At 67.8% G+C, this 15666-nt stretch carries 10 protein-coding genes; 8 read left to right on the top strand and 2 right to left on the bottom strand.

The genetic code is table 11. The features are described 5' to 3' along the window. Positions 1-22 precede the first annotated feature (22 nt). Positions 23-409 carry a prepilin-type N-terminal cleavage/methylation domain-containing protein gene (locus VGT00_08830; protein ID HEV8531506.1) on the bottom strand — a complete coding sequence of 129 codons (387 nt, stop codon included), beginning with the start codon at positions 407-409 and terminating at the stop codon, positions 23-25. A 177-nt stretch (positions 410-586) separates the two neighbouring features. Next, on the bottom strand, positions 587-1006 hold the full coding sequence (locus tag VGT00_08825; protein ID HEV8531505.1) for a prepilin-type N-terminal cleavage/methylation domain-containing protein: 420 nt from the start codon (positions 1004-1006) through the stop codon (positions 587-589). 473 nt (positions 1007-1479) lie between these two features. On the opposite strand from VGT00_08825, the gene VGT00_08820 reads away from it, so the two are divergent. The 8 genes from VGT00_08820 (at position 1480) to nikB (ending at position 15661) form a co-directional block, all read left to right on the top strand. After that, entirely contained in the window at positions 1480-5133 is a 3654-nt protein-coding gene (locus VGT00_08820) for a GAF domain-containing protein (protein HEV8531504.1), read from the top strand. A 300-nt stretch (positions 5134-5433) separates the two neighbouring features. Next, positions 5434-5958: a histidine phosphatase family protein gene (locus VGT00_08815; protein ID HEV8531503.1), complete on the top strand. Its 525-nt coding sequence runs from the start codon at positions 5434-5436 to the stop codon at positions 5956-5958. 263 nt (positions 5959-6221) lie between these two features. Further along, positions 6222-6953, top strand: coding sequence for an ROK family protein (locus VGT00_08810; GenBank protein HEV8531502.1), 732 nt, complete (start codon positions 6222-6224; stop codon positions 6951-6953). A gap of 42 nt (positions 6954-6995) precedes the next feature. After that, a complete protein-coding gene (locus VGT00_08805; GenBank protein HEV8531501.1) occupies positions 6996-7946 on the top strand; it encodes a hypothetical protein in 951 nt (316 codons plus the stop codon). A gap of 1 nt (position 7947) precedes the next feature. Then, positions 7948-10086: a polyphosphate kinase 1 gene (gene ppk1, locus VGT00_08800; protein HEV8531500.1), complete on the top strand. Its 2139-nt coding sequence runs from the start codon at positions 7948-7950 to the stop codon at positions 10084-10086. A gap of 115 nt (positions 10087-10201) precedes the next feature. After that, positions 10202-13003 (top strand): hypothetical protein, encoded by a 2802-nt coding sequence (locus tag VGT00_08795; GenBank protein HEV8531499.1) that lies wholly within the window; start codon positions 10202-10204, stop codon positions 13001-13003. 114 nt (positions 13004-13117) lie between these two features. Further along, positions 13118-14695 (top strand): ABC transporter substrate-binding protein, encoded by a 1578-nt coding sequence (locus VGT00_08790; protein ID HEV8531498.1) that lies wholly within the window; start codon positions 13118-13120, stop codon positions 14693-14695. Positions 14696-14716: 21 nt separating this feature from the next. Then, positions 14717-15661, top strand: coding sequence for a nickel ABC transporter permease (gene nikB / locus VGT00_08785; protein HEV8531497.1), 945 nt, complete (start codon positions 14717-14719; stop codon positions 15659-15661). Positions 15662-15666 lie beyond the last annotated feature (5 nt).

Genomic DNA, 15666 nt, shown 5'->3' with positions numbered 1-15666 from the left:
GATCCCGAAGACTCCAGACGGCTTACGGGACGGTGATGGTGGTGCCGTCACCGCTGGCGGTGATGGAAAACGTGCCGGTGCTGCTCGACGTGTACGTGTAGGCGCCGGTCCACGCCGGCGCGCCCCCCGGCGGCGGCGTCGGGACGTTGGCCATGAACGGGCCAGCAACCTGGCCAAGGCCGTTCGTGGTCTGCTGGGTCAGGTCCGTCAGCGCGGCTGGCAGTGCGCCTACGTGGGCCGCAAAGATGCTGACCGAGGAGGCCAGGGTCCGGGTATCGGCCTGCGCCTTGGCCACGCGGGCGCGGGTCTGGACGTTGGCGTACAGCGGAATGGCGATGGCGGCCAGAATCCCGATGATGGCGACCACGATCATCAGCTCGATGAGCGTGAAGCCTTTCTGATCATCCAGCTTCGCGTGGCTCATGTTCCGGCGGTAGATCATGCCGAGCGATCCTCCTGGGCGTCTGAGTACGCCCGCTGGTCGGGTGAAGAGTATGCCATGACGTCGGAGCCGGGCCTCGGAAAAAAGCAGGAACGCCGACCCTCAAGCGGCCGGCGTCCCTGGATCCCGAAGACTCCAGACGGCTTACGGAACGGTGATGGTGGTGTTGTCGCCGCTGGCGGTGATGGTGAACGTGCCGGTGCTACTCGACGTGTACGTGTAGGCGCCGGTCCACACCGGCGAGCCCCCCGGCGGTGGCGTCGGGACCCTGGCCATGAACGGGCCGGCCAGCTGGCCCAGGCCGTTCGTGGTCTGCTGGGTCAGGTCCGTCAGCGCGGCTGGCAGTGCGCCTATGTGGGCCGCGAAGATGCTGACCGAGGAGGCCAGGGTCCGGGTATCGGCCTGGGCCTTGGCCACGCGGGCGCGGGTCTGGACGTTGGCGTACAGCGGAATGGCGATGGCTGCCAGAATACCGATGATGGCCACCACGATCATCAGCTCGATGAGCGTGAAGCCTCTCTGGTCATCCAGCTTCGTGTGGCTCATGTTCCGGCGGTAGATCATGTTGAGCAACCCTCCTTGGCGGTTGTGCGCAGCCTGTGGTCGAGTCGATGGATGAGGACCTGAGGTCTTCTTTGCGTTGCACGTCGAGTGCCATTGCGTCATAACGGCTTCCGGAGCGATCAGAAGCGGTCCCGGCCGGAGAATCCAGCCTCGAGAGGTCCTGAAGCGCCTCAACACGGCGAGCCGGGATCTGGAATGTGTCGAGATGTCGGCGTCGTGGTGCTGACACCTGACACCTCCGTGACGGGACAATCCCCTCGCCACGGCTCCAGCAGGGCCAGGGTGGCGTCGACCGCGTGGTCGAGAGACGGGCTGGCGCAGCGCCGGGGCAATGTGCCCACGGGCTCGTGCACCACTGCCCAGCAATTCCCGTGCGGTCCGAAGCTGTCCACGGTGATCTCGTTGTAGAGAGGGGGCTCTCCGGCGCCTTCAGATGGCTACGATCGTGGCCCTTTGATGCCGATAACCGACCTGTGAGGATCCGATCGCACCTTGTCCTGCTCTTTCTCGGGATCCTGATCCCCATCCTCGCCTTCTCGGGCGTGATGCTCGTCCTGTTCAACAGACATACGCGACAGGCGACCGACCAAGGCCTGGTCGAGACTGCTCGCGCGTTGTCGGTCGCGGTCGATCAGCAGGTCTTGGCCTCGCTCTCCGTGCTCCGCTCCCTCGCCACCTCCGAGCATCTCCAGAAGGGCAACATCCGAGAGTTCGACCGAGCCGCCCGAGTGGCCATCGCCACGCAGCCTTCATGGCAGAACATCGTGCTTTTCGCTCCGGACGCTCACCAGCTCGTCAACACGTGGACTCCGCCCGGAAGGCCACTCCCCCTCGCGGGCAATCCTGAGCTCGTCCGCCTCGTCTTCGCCACCGCCACCCCGATCGTGTCCGATCTTTTCACGGGCCGAGTCCTGCAGAGGCCGATCATTCTGGCCGCGGTACCCGTGGTGCGCGACGGCACCCCCGTCTACGTCCTGGCCGCGGTCTTGTCTCCCACGGCTCTCACGGATGTGCTCGTCCAGCAGAAGGTAAGCCCCGACGCCATCGGGACGCTGCTCGACCGCAACAAGGTGATCATTGCCCGGACTCGCGAGGCCGAGCAATTCATTGGCCAGCGCGGCACTCCGCAACTCACGGCGAAGATGGCTGAGACGAACGAAGGAGCTTTCAAGGCCTCCGCCAACGGTCAAGTGCTCTACGCGGCCATCAGCCGCTCTCCTCGCACGGGCTGGACCATTGTTCTCGGCGTGCCTCAGACGACCGCCGACGCTCCCCTGCGCTCGTCCCTCTGGCTGCTCCTGATCGTGGGCGCCGGCTCCATGCTCCTGGCCATCCTCGCCGCCATGTGGGGCGCCCAGCGTATCGCCGGGCCCATTCGCTCCCTGGCCCGATCGGCCGGCGAGCTGCTCCAGGGTCAGGTGCCCGAGACGCGCCTCTCGTCCCTGCACGAGGTCGACGAGGTGGGCCGCGCGCTCGAGACCGCCGCCGCCGAGCGACTCCTGGTGGAAGAGCGGAATCGCCATCTTCTGGAGGAGACGGAGCGGCGGCGCCAGTTCGCGGAGAGCCTGGCCGGGACGACCCAGCTGCTCTCCCAGTCCCTGGATCCCGGTGAAGTCGAGCAGCGAATCGTGGAGTCCTTGAAGGGTCTGCTTCATGCTTACGCGACGGCGCTGTATCGACTCGACGAGCAGACCCAGGAGCTGATTGGCGTGGCAGTGGCGGGCGACATCGGCACGGGCTTTCAAGACGGGTTGGTGTGGGCCCGCGGCGCCGGGGCGGTCGGCCTCGCCGTGGCGCGGCGCGAGCCCGTGGCCTCTGCCGACATCCTCAATGACCCGGCCATCACCCTCAGCCCGGAGGGGCGGCGCCGGATCGAGCAAGCACGCTACCGTGCCGTCCTGGCCGTGCCTCTGCTGGTGCACGGCCAGATCATCGGGGCCATCGGCGTCTCCGACCGGCCCGGCCGCACCTTCAGCGCCGAGGATATCCGACTGGTCCAGGTCTTCGCCGATCATGCCGGGCTGGCCTTTCACAATGCCCGGGTGCACGCGCAAACGGAGCGGGCGCGCCGGGTGGCCGCCGAGCTGGCCCGGGTGGCGCGGAACCTCACCGAGACCCTGGAGATGAGCGCGGTGGGGGAGCAGACCGTGGAAAGCGTGCTGCCGCTCTTCGATGCGCAGATCGCCGTGCTCCGCGTGCTGGAGCCGGACGGCTCCTTGCGCGCCATCGCGGCCAGCGGCGGCGCGCGTGGCGCGTTCAAACCCGGTCATGTGCTGCCGCCCGGCATGGGACTGATGGGTCGCGTGGCCAGAGAGGGCCGACCCCTCTCCACCCGGGACATCCAGACGGATCCGACGATCGCGCGATCGGGAGATTTCCAGGATCGGCTGGAGGTGGCCCAGGCGCGATCCGTTCTCGCCGTCCCCCTGTGGGCGAAGGGAGCGATCATCGGCGCGCTCTGCATCGGGGACCGAATCGATCGACAATTCTTCGAGGAAGAGGTGACGCTGCTCCAGACCTTCGCGGACCAGGCGGCCATCGCCCTGGAGAACGCCCGCCTGTTCGACGAGCAGCGACGCACGCAGGAAGCGCTCCGGGAGACGAGCGACCGCCTCCGGGTGCTCATCGACGCCTCCCCGCTCGCCATCATCGCCCTCGACTCCGACGGGCTCGTCAAGAACTGGAATCGCGCGGCCACCACCCTCTTCGGGTGGACGGAGGAGGAGATCATCGACAAGCCGCTCCCCACCATCCCCGACGACCGTTCGGATGAGCTCAAGGATCTCTTCGACCAGTACCGCCTGGGACGATCGGTGACCGGCCTCGAGACCCAACGGCAGCGCAAGGACGGCTCCCTCGTCGACGTGGTGCTGTCGGTCGCCCCGTTGCTCGATGCGCACGGGCGACATGTCGGCAGCTTGGGCCTGATCGCCGATGTCACCCAGCGAAAGGCTCTGGAGCAGCAGCTCCTGCAATCCCAGAAGATGGAGGCGATCGGCCAGCTCGCGGGCGGCATCGCCCACGACTTCAACAACCTCCTCACCGTGATCACGGGGCGCAGCAGCCTGGCTCTCGAGCTGACGACCCTGGACCGGGAGACGCGCCACGACCTCGAGCTCATCACGCGCACGGCCGAGCGCGCCGCCGCCCTGACCCGCCAGCTCCTCGCCTTCAGCCGCAAGCAGGTGCTGCAGCCTCGGCCCGTCGACCTCAACGCGCTCGTGCAGAACGTCGCCCCCATCCTCCGGCGCCTGATCGGTGAGCACATCGAGCTGATCATCACGCCGGGGGTCGAGCCGGGCCGCGTCATGGCCGATCCCGGCCAGCTCGACCAGGTGATCGTGAATCTCGTCGTCAATTCTCGCGACGCCATGCCGGAAGGCGGGATGGTGCGCATCGCGGTCGAGCGGCTGCGGGTACCGGACGTGGTCCGGCACGATCAGGGACATATCCCTGCCGGGGAGTACTCGACCCTGACCGTGCAGGACTCGGGCTGCGGGGTGGACCAGGCGACCCTGCGTCGGATCTTCGAGCCGTTCTTCACGACCAAGGAAGTCGGCAAGGGCACCGGGCTGGGCCTGTCCACCGTGCACGGCATCGTCCATCAGTCCGGAGGGCATATCGGAGTCGACAGCACGGTGGGGCGGGGCACGACGTTCACGATCTATCTGCCCTGCATCGAGGAGAAGGCGGCCGCGGACGAGGTCCGAGACACCGTCGCTCCCCTGGCCAGAGGAAGCGAGACCGTGCTCGTCGTCGAGGACGAGGAGGAGGTGCGGCGCCTGGCCGCCGACGTCCTGAAGAAGTGCGGCTATACCGTGCTCGAGACGGGCGATCCGCTGGAAGCGCTCCTCATCGCCGAGCGACATGCCCGGGACATACAGCTGCTCATCACCGACATGGTGATGCCGGCCATGGGCGGAACCGCGCTCGCGGCCGAGGTGATCAAGTCCTGTCCGCGGGTGAGCCTGCTCTACGTCTCGGGCTATGCGGACCAGATGGTGGTGGCCCACGGCATGGTCGATCCTCCCGGGGCATTCCTCCAGAAGCCCTTCCACCCCGGCGACCTCGCCCGCGTCGTCCGCGAAACATTGGACGCAGTCCACGCAGCGCCCGCCCGCTCCTGATCTCCCCTCGGTAGATGGGCGGGCGGAGCTGGGAGGTGCCCGGCGGCGGGTTGCCGTCGTCCGCTCAACCTCCTCGCCTCGCGCGCCGCCTCGCTCGGGCGCCTCCGCCTGCCCCCCATCCCCCGAGACGGGGGTCGCTCGCCGCCCCGCCAGCGGCGGGGACGACTCGCGCGGCGGAGGCGCCCTGCGCTTCGGGGCGCGCTACGGCTCGTCGGATTCGCTCCCGACGGCAACCTGCCTCCGGGTACCCCCCAGATCTATGCGCTGTACCATCGACACTTCCGGCCGGATTGCCGGCACATGCCGCTCGTGAGATGGTGGCCTCGCGCCATGAGGCTCTTGATCATTCGGCATGCTGCGGCCGTGCCCAGCGGGACGCCGGGCATTCCCGATGACGATCGCCCTCTCACGCCCAAGGGCAAGGCCAAGTTCCGCGTGGCTGCCCAAGGGTTGGCCCGCATTGCCGACCGGCCCGACGTGCTGCTCACGAGCCCGCTTCCCCGCGCGCGCGTCACCGCCGACATCGCTGCGCGCGCCTTCAAGCGCGTCGAGCCCCGCCTCGAGCCAGCCCTCGCGCACGGCGGCGTCGACGCGATTCTCGCCGCCCTCGGCAAGCAGCCGCGCGAGGCCATGGTCGCCATCGTGGGCCACGAGCCGGTGCTGGGGGAGCTTCTCGCTCGTCTCCTGGGCGCTCGCGACGGCGGGCAATTTCCGTTCAAGAAAGGTGGGGCGGCCCTCGTCGATTTGCCCGAGGGGCCCTCGGGCGACGCACGGCTGATGTGGTTCCTCAAGCCCCGGGTTCTCAGAGCCCTCGCCGCCGGCTAGGAGTCTGTCCAAGTAATTTCCCTGCCCTCGCGAGCAAGAGTGTTCCGCTTCGAGCGCCGGCTTCGCCGGCGCCATTCTCAGATTGCTCGCCTCGGACGGCAGGGCCCCAGCCCCGCGACGTCCTGCGGCTCGCACGGCGTCGGGGGGAGGTTTCGGAAGGGGGGCAGAGCCCCCCTCCGAGCTACCTAGCCTCCCCGACAGGTCCGGCGCCGGCGTGGTACCATGCAGGTCCTTGCCCGGGGATAGTCCCCTGAAGAGGCACCATGGTCGAGGCTCACGCATCCGCAATCCGCAGCATCCGGCGCTTCCGCACGCTGGCCATCGACGTCGGCGGCACGCATCTCAAGGCGGTGGTGGTCGATGATGGCGGCCACTTCCTCACCAAGCCTGTCCGCGTGGACACTCCGGTGGGTAGCTCGCCGCGAGCCTTCGTCAAGACGCTCGCCAAGCTCGTCGCGCCTCTGGGGTCATACGACCGCGTCTCCGTGGGATTCCCGGGCGGCCTCAAGAACGGTCACATCCTGACCGCGCCCAATCTCGGCAACGAGCGCTGGGCGGGCTTCGACCTGGGGGCGGCCCTGACCGAGGCGCTCGGCAAGCCGGTCCGCGTGGCCAACGACGCGGACATGCAGGGGCTCGCGGTCATTGCCGGCAAGGGTCTCGAGATGATCATCACGCTCGGCACCGGCTTCGGCACCGGGATCTATGTCGATGGTCGGCTCGCGCCCCACATCGAGCTGGGGCGCCACCCCTGCCGGAAGGGCGAGACATATGACGAGCATGTCGGCAATGTAGCGCGCAGGCGGGTGGGCAAGCGGAAATGGAACAAGCGGGTGAAGCGGGCCATTGCCCAGATCCGGGCCTTGGTCAACTTCGACCACCTCTATATCGGCGGCGGCAATGCCAAAAAGATCGATTTCAAGCCAGATCCCGACGTCACCATCGTGCCCAATACGGCCGGGATGGCGGGCGGGGCCGGGCTCTGGCGGGATTAAAGGAGGCGAGTCTGCTCCGTAACACTTTCGTAACTTGACCTGATGGGTCGCCGGCACGAGGATTCCCGCACAAAGCCGGAAGTGGTCGCCATCGTCGATCTGGGCTCGACGGCCGTTCGCTTCCTGCTCGCCCGTATCACCCCGGGCGCCGGCTACCGCGTGCTCGTGGAGGAACGAGTGCCCACGCGGCTCGGCGGCGGAGCTCCCGGCACCCTGCCCCGCGAGGCGATCGAGGAGACGCTCAAGGCCGTGCACCGGTTCTTCTCCCGCTACTCTCCGAACGCCTGGGGTCCGCGCGTGGTGGCGGTGGCGACCTCGGCCGTGAGGGGCGCGCGCAACCCGGAGCAGCTTCTCGGACCGCTCCGTCGCAAGGAGGGAATAGACGTGCAGGTCCTGAGCGCGAGGGACGAGGCGAAGCTCGGCGTGGATGCCGCGCTGGACAGCCTGTCCTTCAAGGATGGGGTGGTGGCCGACCTGGGCGGGGCCAGCCTGCAGCTGAGCCGGGTACGGGATCGCAAGGTGGTGTCAATGGCCAGCCTGCCCCTGGGCGCCGTGAGGACGACGAGCACGTTCCTGCGCGCCAATCGGCCGCGGTCGCGCGAGCTCCAGGCCTTTCGTCAGGAGGTCCGCAAGCGGCTCGCGGGGACGCTCCCGGCGGCAGGGCGGGGCGAGGTCATGGTCGGGATGGGGGGCACCGTGCGCTCGCTCGCGAGCATGCACCTGCGCGCCCATCGCGGCGAGCGCAAGCACCGCCACGGGCTCACCCTCCAGCAGTCCGACATCACGGCCATCCGCGAACGGCTGGAAGCCCTCTCCCGGCGGAAGCGCCAGTCGATTCGCGGGCTCAAGGCCGAGCGGGCCGACATCATCCTGGCCGGGGCCATCGTCATCGAAGAGGTCATGGTGTTCGGCGGCTATCTGCGGCTCATGGTCTGCACGCGGGGCGTCCGGGACGGCATTCTCCTGCGCGAAACGTTCAACGGTCGAGGCTGATATGAACTCCGACGCCTTCGTCAATCGGGAGCTCTCGTGGCTCGAATTCAACCGGCGCGTGCTCGAGGAGGCGCAGGACCCGAGCGTGCCCCTGCTCGAGCGCGTGAAGTTCCTCGCCATCTTCAGCTCGAACCTGGACGAGTTCTTCATGATCCGGGTGGCCGCCCTCAAGCGCCGCATCGCCGCGGGCGACCAGACGGCCGGGCCCGATGGCATGTCGTCCACGGAGACCTTGGCCGAGGTGGCCGCCCGCGTCCACGAGCTGGTGGACGAGCAGCACCGATGCTTCCTGGAGGAGATCCAGCCGCTCCTCGCCGCCGAAGGGATATTCTTGCTCCGGCCCAAGGAGGCCAGCGAGGAGCAGCAGCGCTTCCTCGAGGACTATTTCCGCCGCATGCTCTTGCCCGTCGTCACGCCCCTCGCCGTCGATCCCGGCCACCCCTTCCCGTATCTCGGTAACCGCTCGCTCTGCCTGGTGGCCTCCATCCGGCCTGCCGCGCCCTCGATTTTGCCGCACAGCACGCTGTCCGTCATCCACATCCCGAGCCAGGTGCTGCCGCGCTTCGTCCCTCTGCCCGATTCACCCGGCAAGCATTCGTTCATGCTCCTCGAGGACGTGATCCGGCTTCACCTGCCCACCATCTACAACGGCTACGAGATCGTGTCCAGCCATGCCATTCGGGTCACCCGGGACGCGTACCTGCAGCCGCGGGGCGCGCGCGAGGACCTGCTCGTGAGCATCGAGGAGAGCCTTCGCGAGCGGCGCCTGGGGACGGCCGTGCGGCTGCAGCACGACGGGGACCTGCCCCCCGACATCCTGGCCACCCTGCTCGACGAGCTGGAGCTCTCCCCCGAGGACCTGTTCGAGGGCGAAGGCTTCGCGGCTTTCTCCGATCTCTTCCAGCTCTACACGGCCCTCGATGTCCCGCGCCTCAAGGAGAGACCGCTCCCGCCCCATCCGGTGCGCGCCTTCGAGACCGCCGACATCTGGAGCGCCCTTCGCGCGCGGGACGTGCTCGTGCATCACCCCTACCACAGCTTCGACGCCGTCACGCGCTTCGTGGTGGAGGCGGCCACGGACCCCAAGGTCCTCGCTATCAAGATGACCCTCTACCGTGTGAGCCCGGCCTCGCCCATCGCGCACGCCCTGCAGACCGCCGTCGAGAACGGCAAGGAAGTGGCCGTGCTCGTAGAGCTGCAGGCGCGCTTCGACGAGGAGGCGAATATCCGCTGGGCCCGGGCCCTGGAAGAGGTGGGGGCGCATGTCGTCTACGGCCTCGCGGGCTTCAAGACGCACGGCAAGGCCTGCCTGGTCGTGCGCCAGGAGGCCGACGGTATCCGACGCTATTGCCACCTCGCCACCGGCAACTACAATGTGCGGACGGCCACCATCTACGAGGACCTCGGCCTCTTCACGAGCCGCGAGTCATTCGGCGAGGACCTGACCGAGCTCTTCAACCTCCTCACCGGCTACACGCACCCCCACAAGTTCCATCACCTCCTCCTCGCCCCGCGCGACCTCCGCGAGGGCCTCATCGAGCGGATCCGCCGCGAGACGGAGCACGCCCGAAGGGGGCGGCCGGCGCGGATCATCGCCAAGATGAATGCGCTCCTGGACCGCCGACTGATCGAGGAGCTGTACGAAGCCAGCCAGGCCGGCGTGAAGATCGACCTGATCGTGCGGGGCATGTGCGCGCTGCGTCCCGAAGTGCCCGGGCTCTCCGACAACATCCGCGTCATCTCGATCGTCGATCGCTTCCTCGAGCATGCGCGCATCTTCTACTTCGGCGATGCGGGCCAGGGCGAATACCTGCTCGCCTCCGCGGACTGGATGCCCCGCAATCTCGACCGGCGCGTGGAGATCGCCTTCCCCGTCCTCGACTCCACTCTCCAGGCCCAGGTCCGCACCGTCCTCGAGATCCAGCTGGCCGACACCGTCAAGGCGCGGCGCATCCTGCCCGACGGAAGCTCGATGCGTATCCAGGCCGACGGGGGGCCGGAGCTCCGCTCGCAGGAGCGCCTCTACGAGATTACGGGAGGGGGCGGTGTCCTGCCGTCCGCGAGCGCTCTGGCCGACGGGGCGCGCGAGCTCGACGAACGGGCGGGCCGTCTCATGCCGCGGCGGCCGTCCAGTACTTGAGCGGCGCCTTCTCGATCCACCCTCCGTCTTGACACGTATTCGCGACCCTCCTAGAGTCGCCGTAGCGACGCCCGTCTTGCCATTCGGCAGCTCCCTCGGCACAGAGGAGCGCACCATGGCGATTTCTTCGGAATACGAAGGCGCGTATCCGCGCGAGCTGTGGGGGCACGAGCGCGAGCTTCTCGCGGCGCGCCGCGGGGCCTCCCTCGCCGATGCCGAGCGGCCTCCCCACGATATGCTGGGCGTCGCGCTGTCCGGGGGAGGCATCCGGAGCGCCACCTTCTCTCTTGGCGTCTTCCAGGCCCTCGCCCGGTTCGGGCTGGTGGCTCGGATCGACTACCTCTCCACCGTCTCGGGGGGCGGTTACTTCGGCGCATGTCTCGGCCGGCTCTTCTCCCGGCCCGAGATCCACAGCGCGCGCGAGGTCGAGCATCTCTTGTCCGGTGCGCCAGGATCGGCGGGCCCGCCGGCCATGCCCGACGTCGTGAGATGGCTGCGCGAGAACGGGCGCTACATGTCGCCCAATGGCGCCGGCGACCTTCTGCAGGCCGGTGCGGGCCTGCTTCGCAACTGGGTCGCCATTCAGGTCGTGCTGCTGAGCTTCTTCGTCATGCTCTTTCTCACCGGCCAGATGCTCCGGGGACTCGTGGCCGTTTCGCACCCGGACTGGTCGGCCGCATATGCGGCCGCCCTCGAATGGTATCTGCCCGGACGGGCCCTCGTCTGGTGGAGCCCCTATATCTCCCTGTGGCTCGTGCCCTTCGTGGTGGGCGCCCTTCCCCTCGGATGGGCGTACTGGATGATCGGCCGCGTGGGAGCGCGCGGCCGATTCTACGAGCGCCCCGTCACCGGTCTCGTGGTCTCCGTGGTCTTGACCCTCATGCTGGCCGCGGGAGCGGCGCGGCCGGTGTGGAGAGGCATGGCCTGGACTCTCCTCGGCATCGAAGTCCTGACGGCCATCGTGTGGGCGGCGGCGTACGGCAGTGCCGTCCGGCGCGCGCGCACGCTCGAGGCGCGCGAAGCCTTCAAGGCGGAGAGCGATCCCCAGCGAGCCGCCATGATCTTCAAGGACGATGAATCGCGGCATACCCTCTCCGCCTGGCTCAAGGTCGCCCTGGTGATGTCGGCGGTGGCCCTGGCCTTCGCCCTCATCGACACCGTCAGCCAGACGGCCTATCTGGACGTCGTGACCCAGCAGCGGCCGAATCTTCCCGTGTGGACAGGAACCCTCCTCTCCGTCCTGGCGGCCCTGGCCGGCTTCGCGCGCAAGATCGCCGTCATCTTCAGCGGGCGGGTAGGCGGCAAGCGTCCGAGCCTCCCCGTCTCCTTCGTGGCCACCACCCTCGCCCTGCTGATCGCCGCGCTCCTCCTCGTGCTGACCGACGCCGTGTCTCACGCCATCGTGTGGAGCTTCAAGGTCCCGGGCGCGGCGCCCTGGTACTGGTGGGAGGGCTTGCCCGCGAGCCAGGTGAGTCAGCACCAGACCGTGAGCGACCTGCACGGTCCTGGGCTGATCTGGCTCGCCACCGCGCTCTTCTCTCTTCTCTTCGGATGGTGCTGGCCCTTTCTCAATGGCTCGTCGCAGCTCTCGCTGTACAGCGCCCGGCTCACGCGGGCCTACCTGGGCGCCTCGAACCCGCTTCGCGTCGATCCCACCAACCAGAAGATCACGCGCGTCCTGCCCGGCGACAATACCGATCTGGCCAACTACTATCCGGGCCACGGGGGCTGGGGCGCCGACAAGGTGCCACCGCTCCACCTGATCAACGTCACCATCAACGAGACGGTCGACGGCAAATCGCAGATCGAGCAGCGGGATCGCAAAGGCATAGGGCTCGCCATCGGACCACGGTCGTTCAGCGCGGGCATCCAGCACCATGCCGTCTTCGCCAGCCATCGCCGAGAGGATCGAAAGAATGCACGGATCTTTCCCGCGGCCTCCAACTCGGCGGGGAGCTCGCCACCCTTCCAGATGTTCTGGCGCTGGTCGGGCGGAGAGGAGCTCTCCCTCGGCTACTGGGTGGGCATCTCCGGCGCCGCGTTCTCCACGGGGATCGGAGCCCGCACCAACCTCGGGCTGAGCATGCTGTGCGGGCTCAGCAATGTGCGGCTGGGCTACTGGTGGGATTCTCATGTCGAGCCCAGCCGCCGTCCCCAGTGGGCGCCGAGCCTTCGCCAGCGCCTCGCCGCCTCCCTGACCCGCTGGGTGTTCCTCGTGCAGACCTGCCTCCTCGACGAGCTCCTCGCGCGCTTCCCCGGCTCGGCGGCCAGACGCTGGTATCTCTCCGACGGCGGGCACTTCGAGAACCTCGGCGGCTATGAGCTGATTCGCCGGCGCCTGCCCCGCATTCTCGTGATCGATGCGGAGGCGGATCCCGAGTACAAGTTCGAGGGCCTGGCCAATCTCGTCCGCAAGGCGAGACTGGACTTCGGGGCCGAGATCACCTTTCTCACGGGGCCGGAGCTGGACGCAACCGTGGATCCAGCCTTCCGGAAATTCTTCGGTACCCTCCCGCAGCTCCGGCGCGGGAAGTGGTCCGGGGCCCTCGCGCGGAGCGAGGCGGGGGGCGGCCTCGAGCTGGACGTGGTCGATCTCGAGCGGCACTCGCTGGCCCACGCCGCCCTCGCGAGGATCGTGTACGAGGACGAGCCCGAGCGCGTGTCGCATCTCGTCTACGTCAAGCCTACCCTGACGGGCGACGAGCCCGCGGACATCACGCACTACCACGGGGCGCATTCGAGCTTTCCCCAGGAGCCGACCTCCGATCAGTATTTCGACGAGGCGCAGTGGGAGAGCTACCGGCGCCTGGGCTTCGAGATCGCCAGCGATCTCTTTCACGCGGCCGCCGCGCGTTCGGAAAAGCCTGGGGAGGGTGGCGGCAAGCTCACGCCGCGCGATTTCTTGTTCGGTGCTTGACAGCGTACAGCCGCCTCTTTCATACTTCGACGACCACGCGACGGGGCTCCGCCGCCGCCGTCCCGGCCACAGTAGGCCTCGAGACCCAAGATGAAAATCAGGGGAGGACACGGCATGCCGGGCACCACACGTGATGAAAACCCTCGCGAAGTATCCCGGCGCAACTTCCTGCGCATATCCGCGCTGGCCTCGGCCGGGCTCGCCTCCGGGGTGTCGGCGGTGCCGGCCTTGGCCCAGACCGCCCCCAAGAAGGGCGGCACTCTCCGCGTCGGCTTCTACCTCGAGGCGTCCACGATGGACCCGCATCTCTCGGGGAGCAAGGTCGACCGGCAGATCTATCACAATATCTACGAGCCCCTGATCACCCTCGATACCAATCTCGGCCTCAAGCCGGGGCTGGCCGAGTCCTGGCAGCAGCCCGATGCCAAGACGCTGATCCTCAAGCTGCGCCGCGGGGTGAAGTTCCACGACGGCACGGATTTCAATGCTGAGGTCGCCAAGTTCAACTTCAACCGGATGAAGACCGAGCCCAAGTCCGTGCGCAAGGGGGAGACGGCCAGCATCGACACCGTCGACGTGATGGATGCCTACACGATCAAGATCAACCTGCGTCGCCCCGACGCGGCCTTGCTGGCTACCCTCACCGATCGCGCGGGCATGATGATCTCGCCCAAGGTCATCCAGGAGCGCGGCTCGGAGCTCGAGCGCAATGCCAAGGGCGCAGGCACGGGGCCCTTCGAGTTCGTGGAGTGGATCAAGGACGACCACCTCATCATCAAGCGCAACGAGAGCTACTGGAACAAGCAGGGCGGGCCGTATCTGGATCGCATCCGCTATCGTCCCATTCCGGACGACACCGTGAAGCTGCAGAGCCTGCAGTCGGGCGAGATCGACGTCATCGACTATGTCCAGCCGCGCGACGTGGCCGCCGTCAAGGCCGACAAGAACGTGGCCGTGCTGGATGTCCCCTCGCTGGCCGCCTTCGCCTATCAGCTCAACCAGACGCGCCCGCCCTTCAACAACAAGGCGCTTCGCCAGGCCGTGGCCTATGCCATTGACACCGAGCAGATCGTCAAGGGCGTGTGGCTCAATGTCGGCATCCCCGCCAACGGCCCCGTGCCGCCCACGAGCTGGGCCTATGACAAGACCATCCCGCCCATCAAGCGCGACCTGGCCAAGGCCAAGGCCAAGCTGGCCGAAGGCGGCAAGCCCACGGGGTTCCCGTTCACCATCACCACCGCCAATATCCCGATCAATATCCAGGAGGTGGAGGTGATCCAGGCTCAGCTCGCGGAGGCGGGCATGCAGGTCAAGGTCAAGCTCGTCGATGCCGCCACCCAGCTCTCGGACGGCAACAGCAAGAACTTCGACATGATCAGCTATCAATGGTCGGGCCGGCCCGATCCCGACGGCAACATCTATCAGTTCTTCCGGACCACGCCGGGCATGTCGCTCAACTGGTCCGGCATCTCCAATCCGCACATCGACGCGCTCCTCGACAAGACGCGCGAGGCCTCGAGCCGGGAGGAGCGGAAGAAGCTCTACAGCGAGCTGACGCGAATCCTGCAGGACGAGCTGCCCATGGTGTACATCGTCCACCCCATCGAGCCCAAGGCCTTCAGCCTCAAGGTGCAGGGCTACGAGCCGGTGCCCGACGGCATGATGCGCTTCCGGACGGTCTGGCTGAAGTAGGCGCGCCCACTCCGCCACCCCGTGGGCCGCCTCATCCTGCGCCGTCTCCTCGCGACGGTGCCCGTGCTGCTGCTCGTCACCGCCGGCGTGTTCACGCTGATCCATCTCACGCCCGGCGACCCCATCGACGTCATGATGGCGGAGTCCATCGACGCCACCGTCAAGGAGAACCTGCGCAGAGAGCTCGGGATGGACCGGCCGCTCTACATCCAGTACGCGGCCTGGATGGGCCGTCTCCTGCAAGGGGATCTCGGCCGCTCGATCCGCAATCGCGAGCCGGTGATCGAGAATGTCAGCCGGCGCATCCGCCCGAGCCTCCAGCTCGCCGGGCTGGCCATGGCCATCTCGCTGATCATCGCCACGCCCATCGGCATCCTCTCCGCGGCCCGCCGCAATACCTCCGTCGATCGCTTCGGCACCTCGTTCGCGCTCTTCGGCATCTGCATGCCCAACTTCCTGCTCGCCCTCCTCCTCATCTTCTTCTTCGGCGTCAAGCTCCGCTGGCTGCCCATCTCCGGCTACACCGATCCGCTGGAGGAGCCGTGGCTCGGCCTCCGCTCGCTGGTGCTGCCCGCCGTCACGCTGGGGCTGGCCCTGGGGGCCGTGATCACGCGCACTCTGCGCTCCAGTATGCTGGAGGCCCTCTCGGAAGATTACGTCCGCACGGCTCGAGCCAAGGGGCTCTCGGAGTGGAGCGTCATCCGCGGCCACGTCCTGAAGAATGCCTTGATCCCTGTCGTCACCGTGCTGGGTCTTCAGCTCGGCACGCTGATCGGCGGGGCGGTGATCACGGAGTATGTCTTCGCCCTGCCCGGGGTGGGCCGCCTGGTCGTCGACGCCGTCTTCGCGCGGGACTACCCGCTGGTGCAGGGGGTGGTCCTGCTCATCGCCGTCGGGTTCATCCTGAGCAACCTGCTCGTGGATCTCCTCTATGGCTGGATCGATCCGCGGATCCGATATCGCTGAGCCGG

It is taken from the genome of Candidatus Methylomirabilota bacterium (genome assembly GCA_036002485.1).
GTDB lineage: Bacteria > Methylomirabilota > Methylomirabilia > Rokubacteriales > CSP1-6 > AR37.
The sequence above is the reverse complement of the archived record's forward strand: the minus strand, read 5'-3'. Positions and strand labels throughout refer to the sequence as shown.

What these genes read in the sequence shown, in the direction of transcription:
- VGT00_08825 (HEV8531505.1), bottom strand. Translation starts at nt 1,006, where the DNA reads ATGATCTACCGCCGGAACATGAGCCACACGAAGCTGGATGACCAGAGA.
- VGT00_08815 (HEV8531503.1), top strand. Translation starts at nt 5,434, where the DNA reads ATGCCGCTCGTGAGATGGTGGCCTCGCGCCATGAGGCTCTTGATCATT.
- VGT00_08810 (HEV8531502.1), top strand. Translation starts at nt 6,222, where the DNA reads ATGGTCGAGGCTCACGCATCCGCAATCCGCAGCATCCGGCGCTTCCGC.
- VGT00_08805 (HEV8531501.1), top strand. Translation starts at nt 6,996, where the DNA reads ATGGGTCGCCGGCACGAGGATTCCCGCACAAAGCCGGAAGTGGTCGCC.
- ppk1 (HEV8531500.1), top strand. Translation starts at nt 7,948, where the DNA reads ATGAACTCCGACGCCTTCGTCAATCGGGAGCTCTCGTGGCTCGAATTC.
- VGT00_08795 (HEV8531499.1), top strand. Translation starts at nt 10,202, where the DNA reads ATGGCGATTTCTTCGGAATACGAAGGCGCGTATCCGCGCGAGCTGTGG.
- VGT00_08790 (HEV8531498.1), top strand. Translation starts at nt 13,118, where the DNA reads ATGCCGGGCACCACACGTGATGAAAACCCTCGCGAAGTATCCCGGCGC.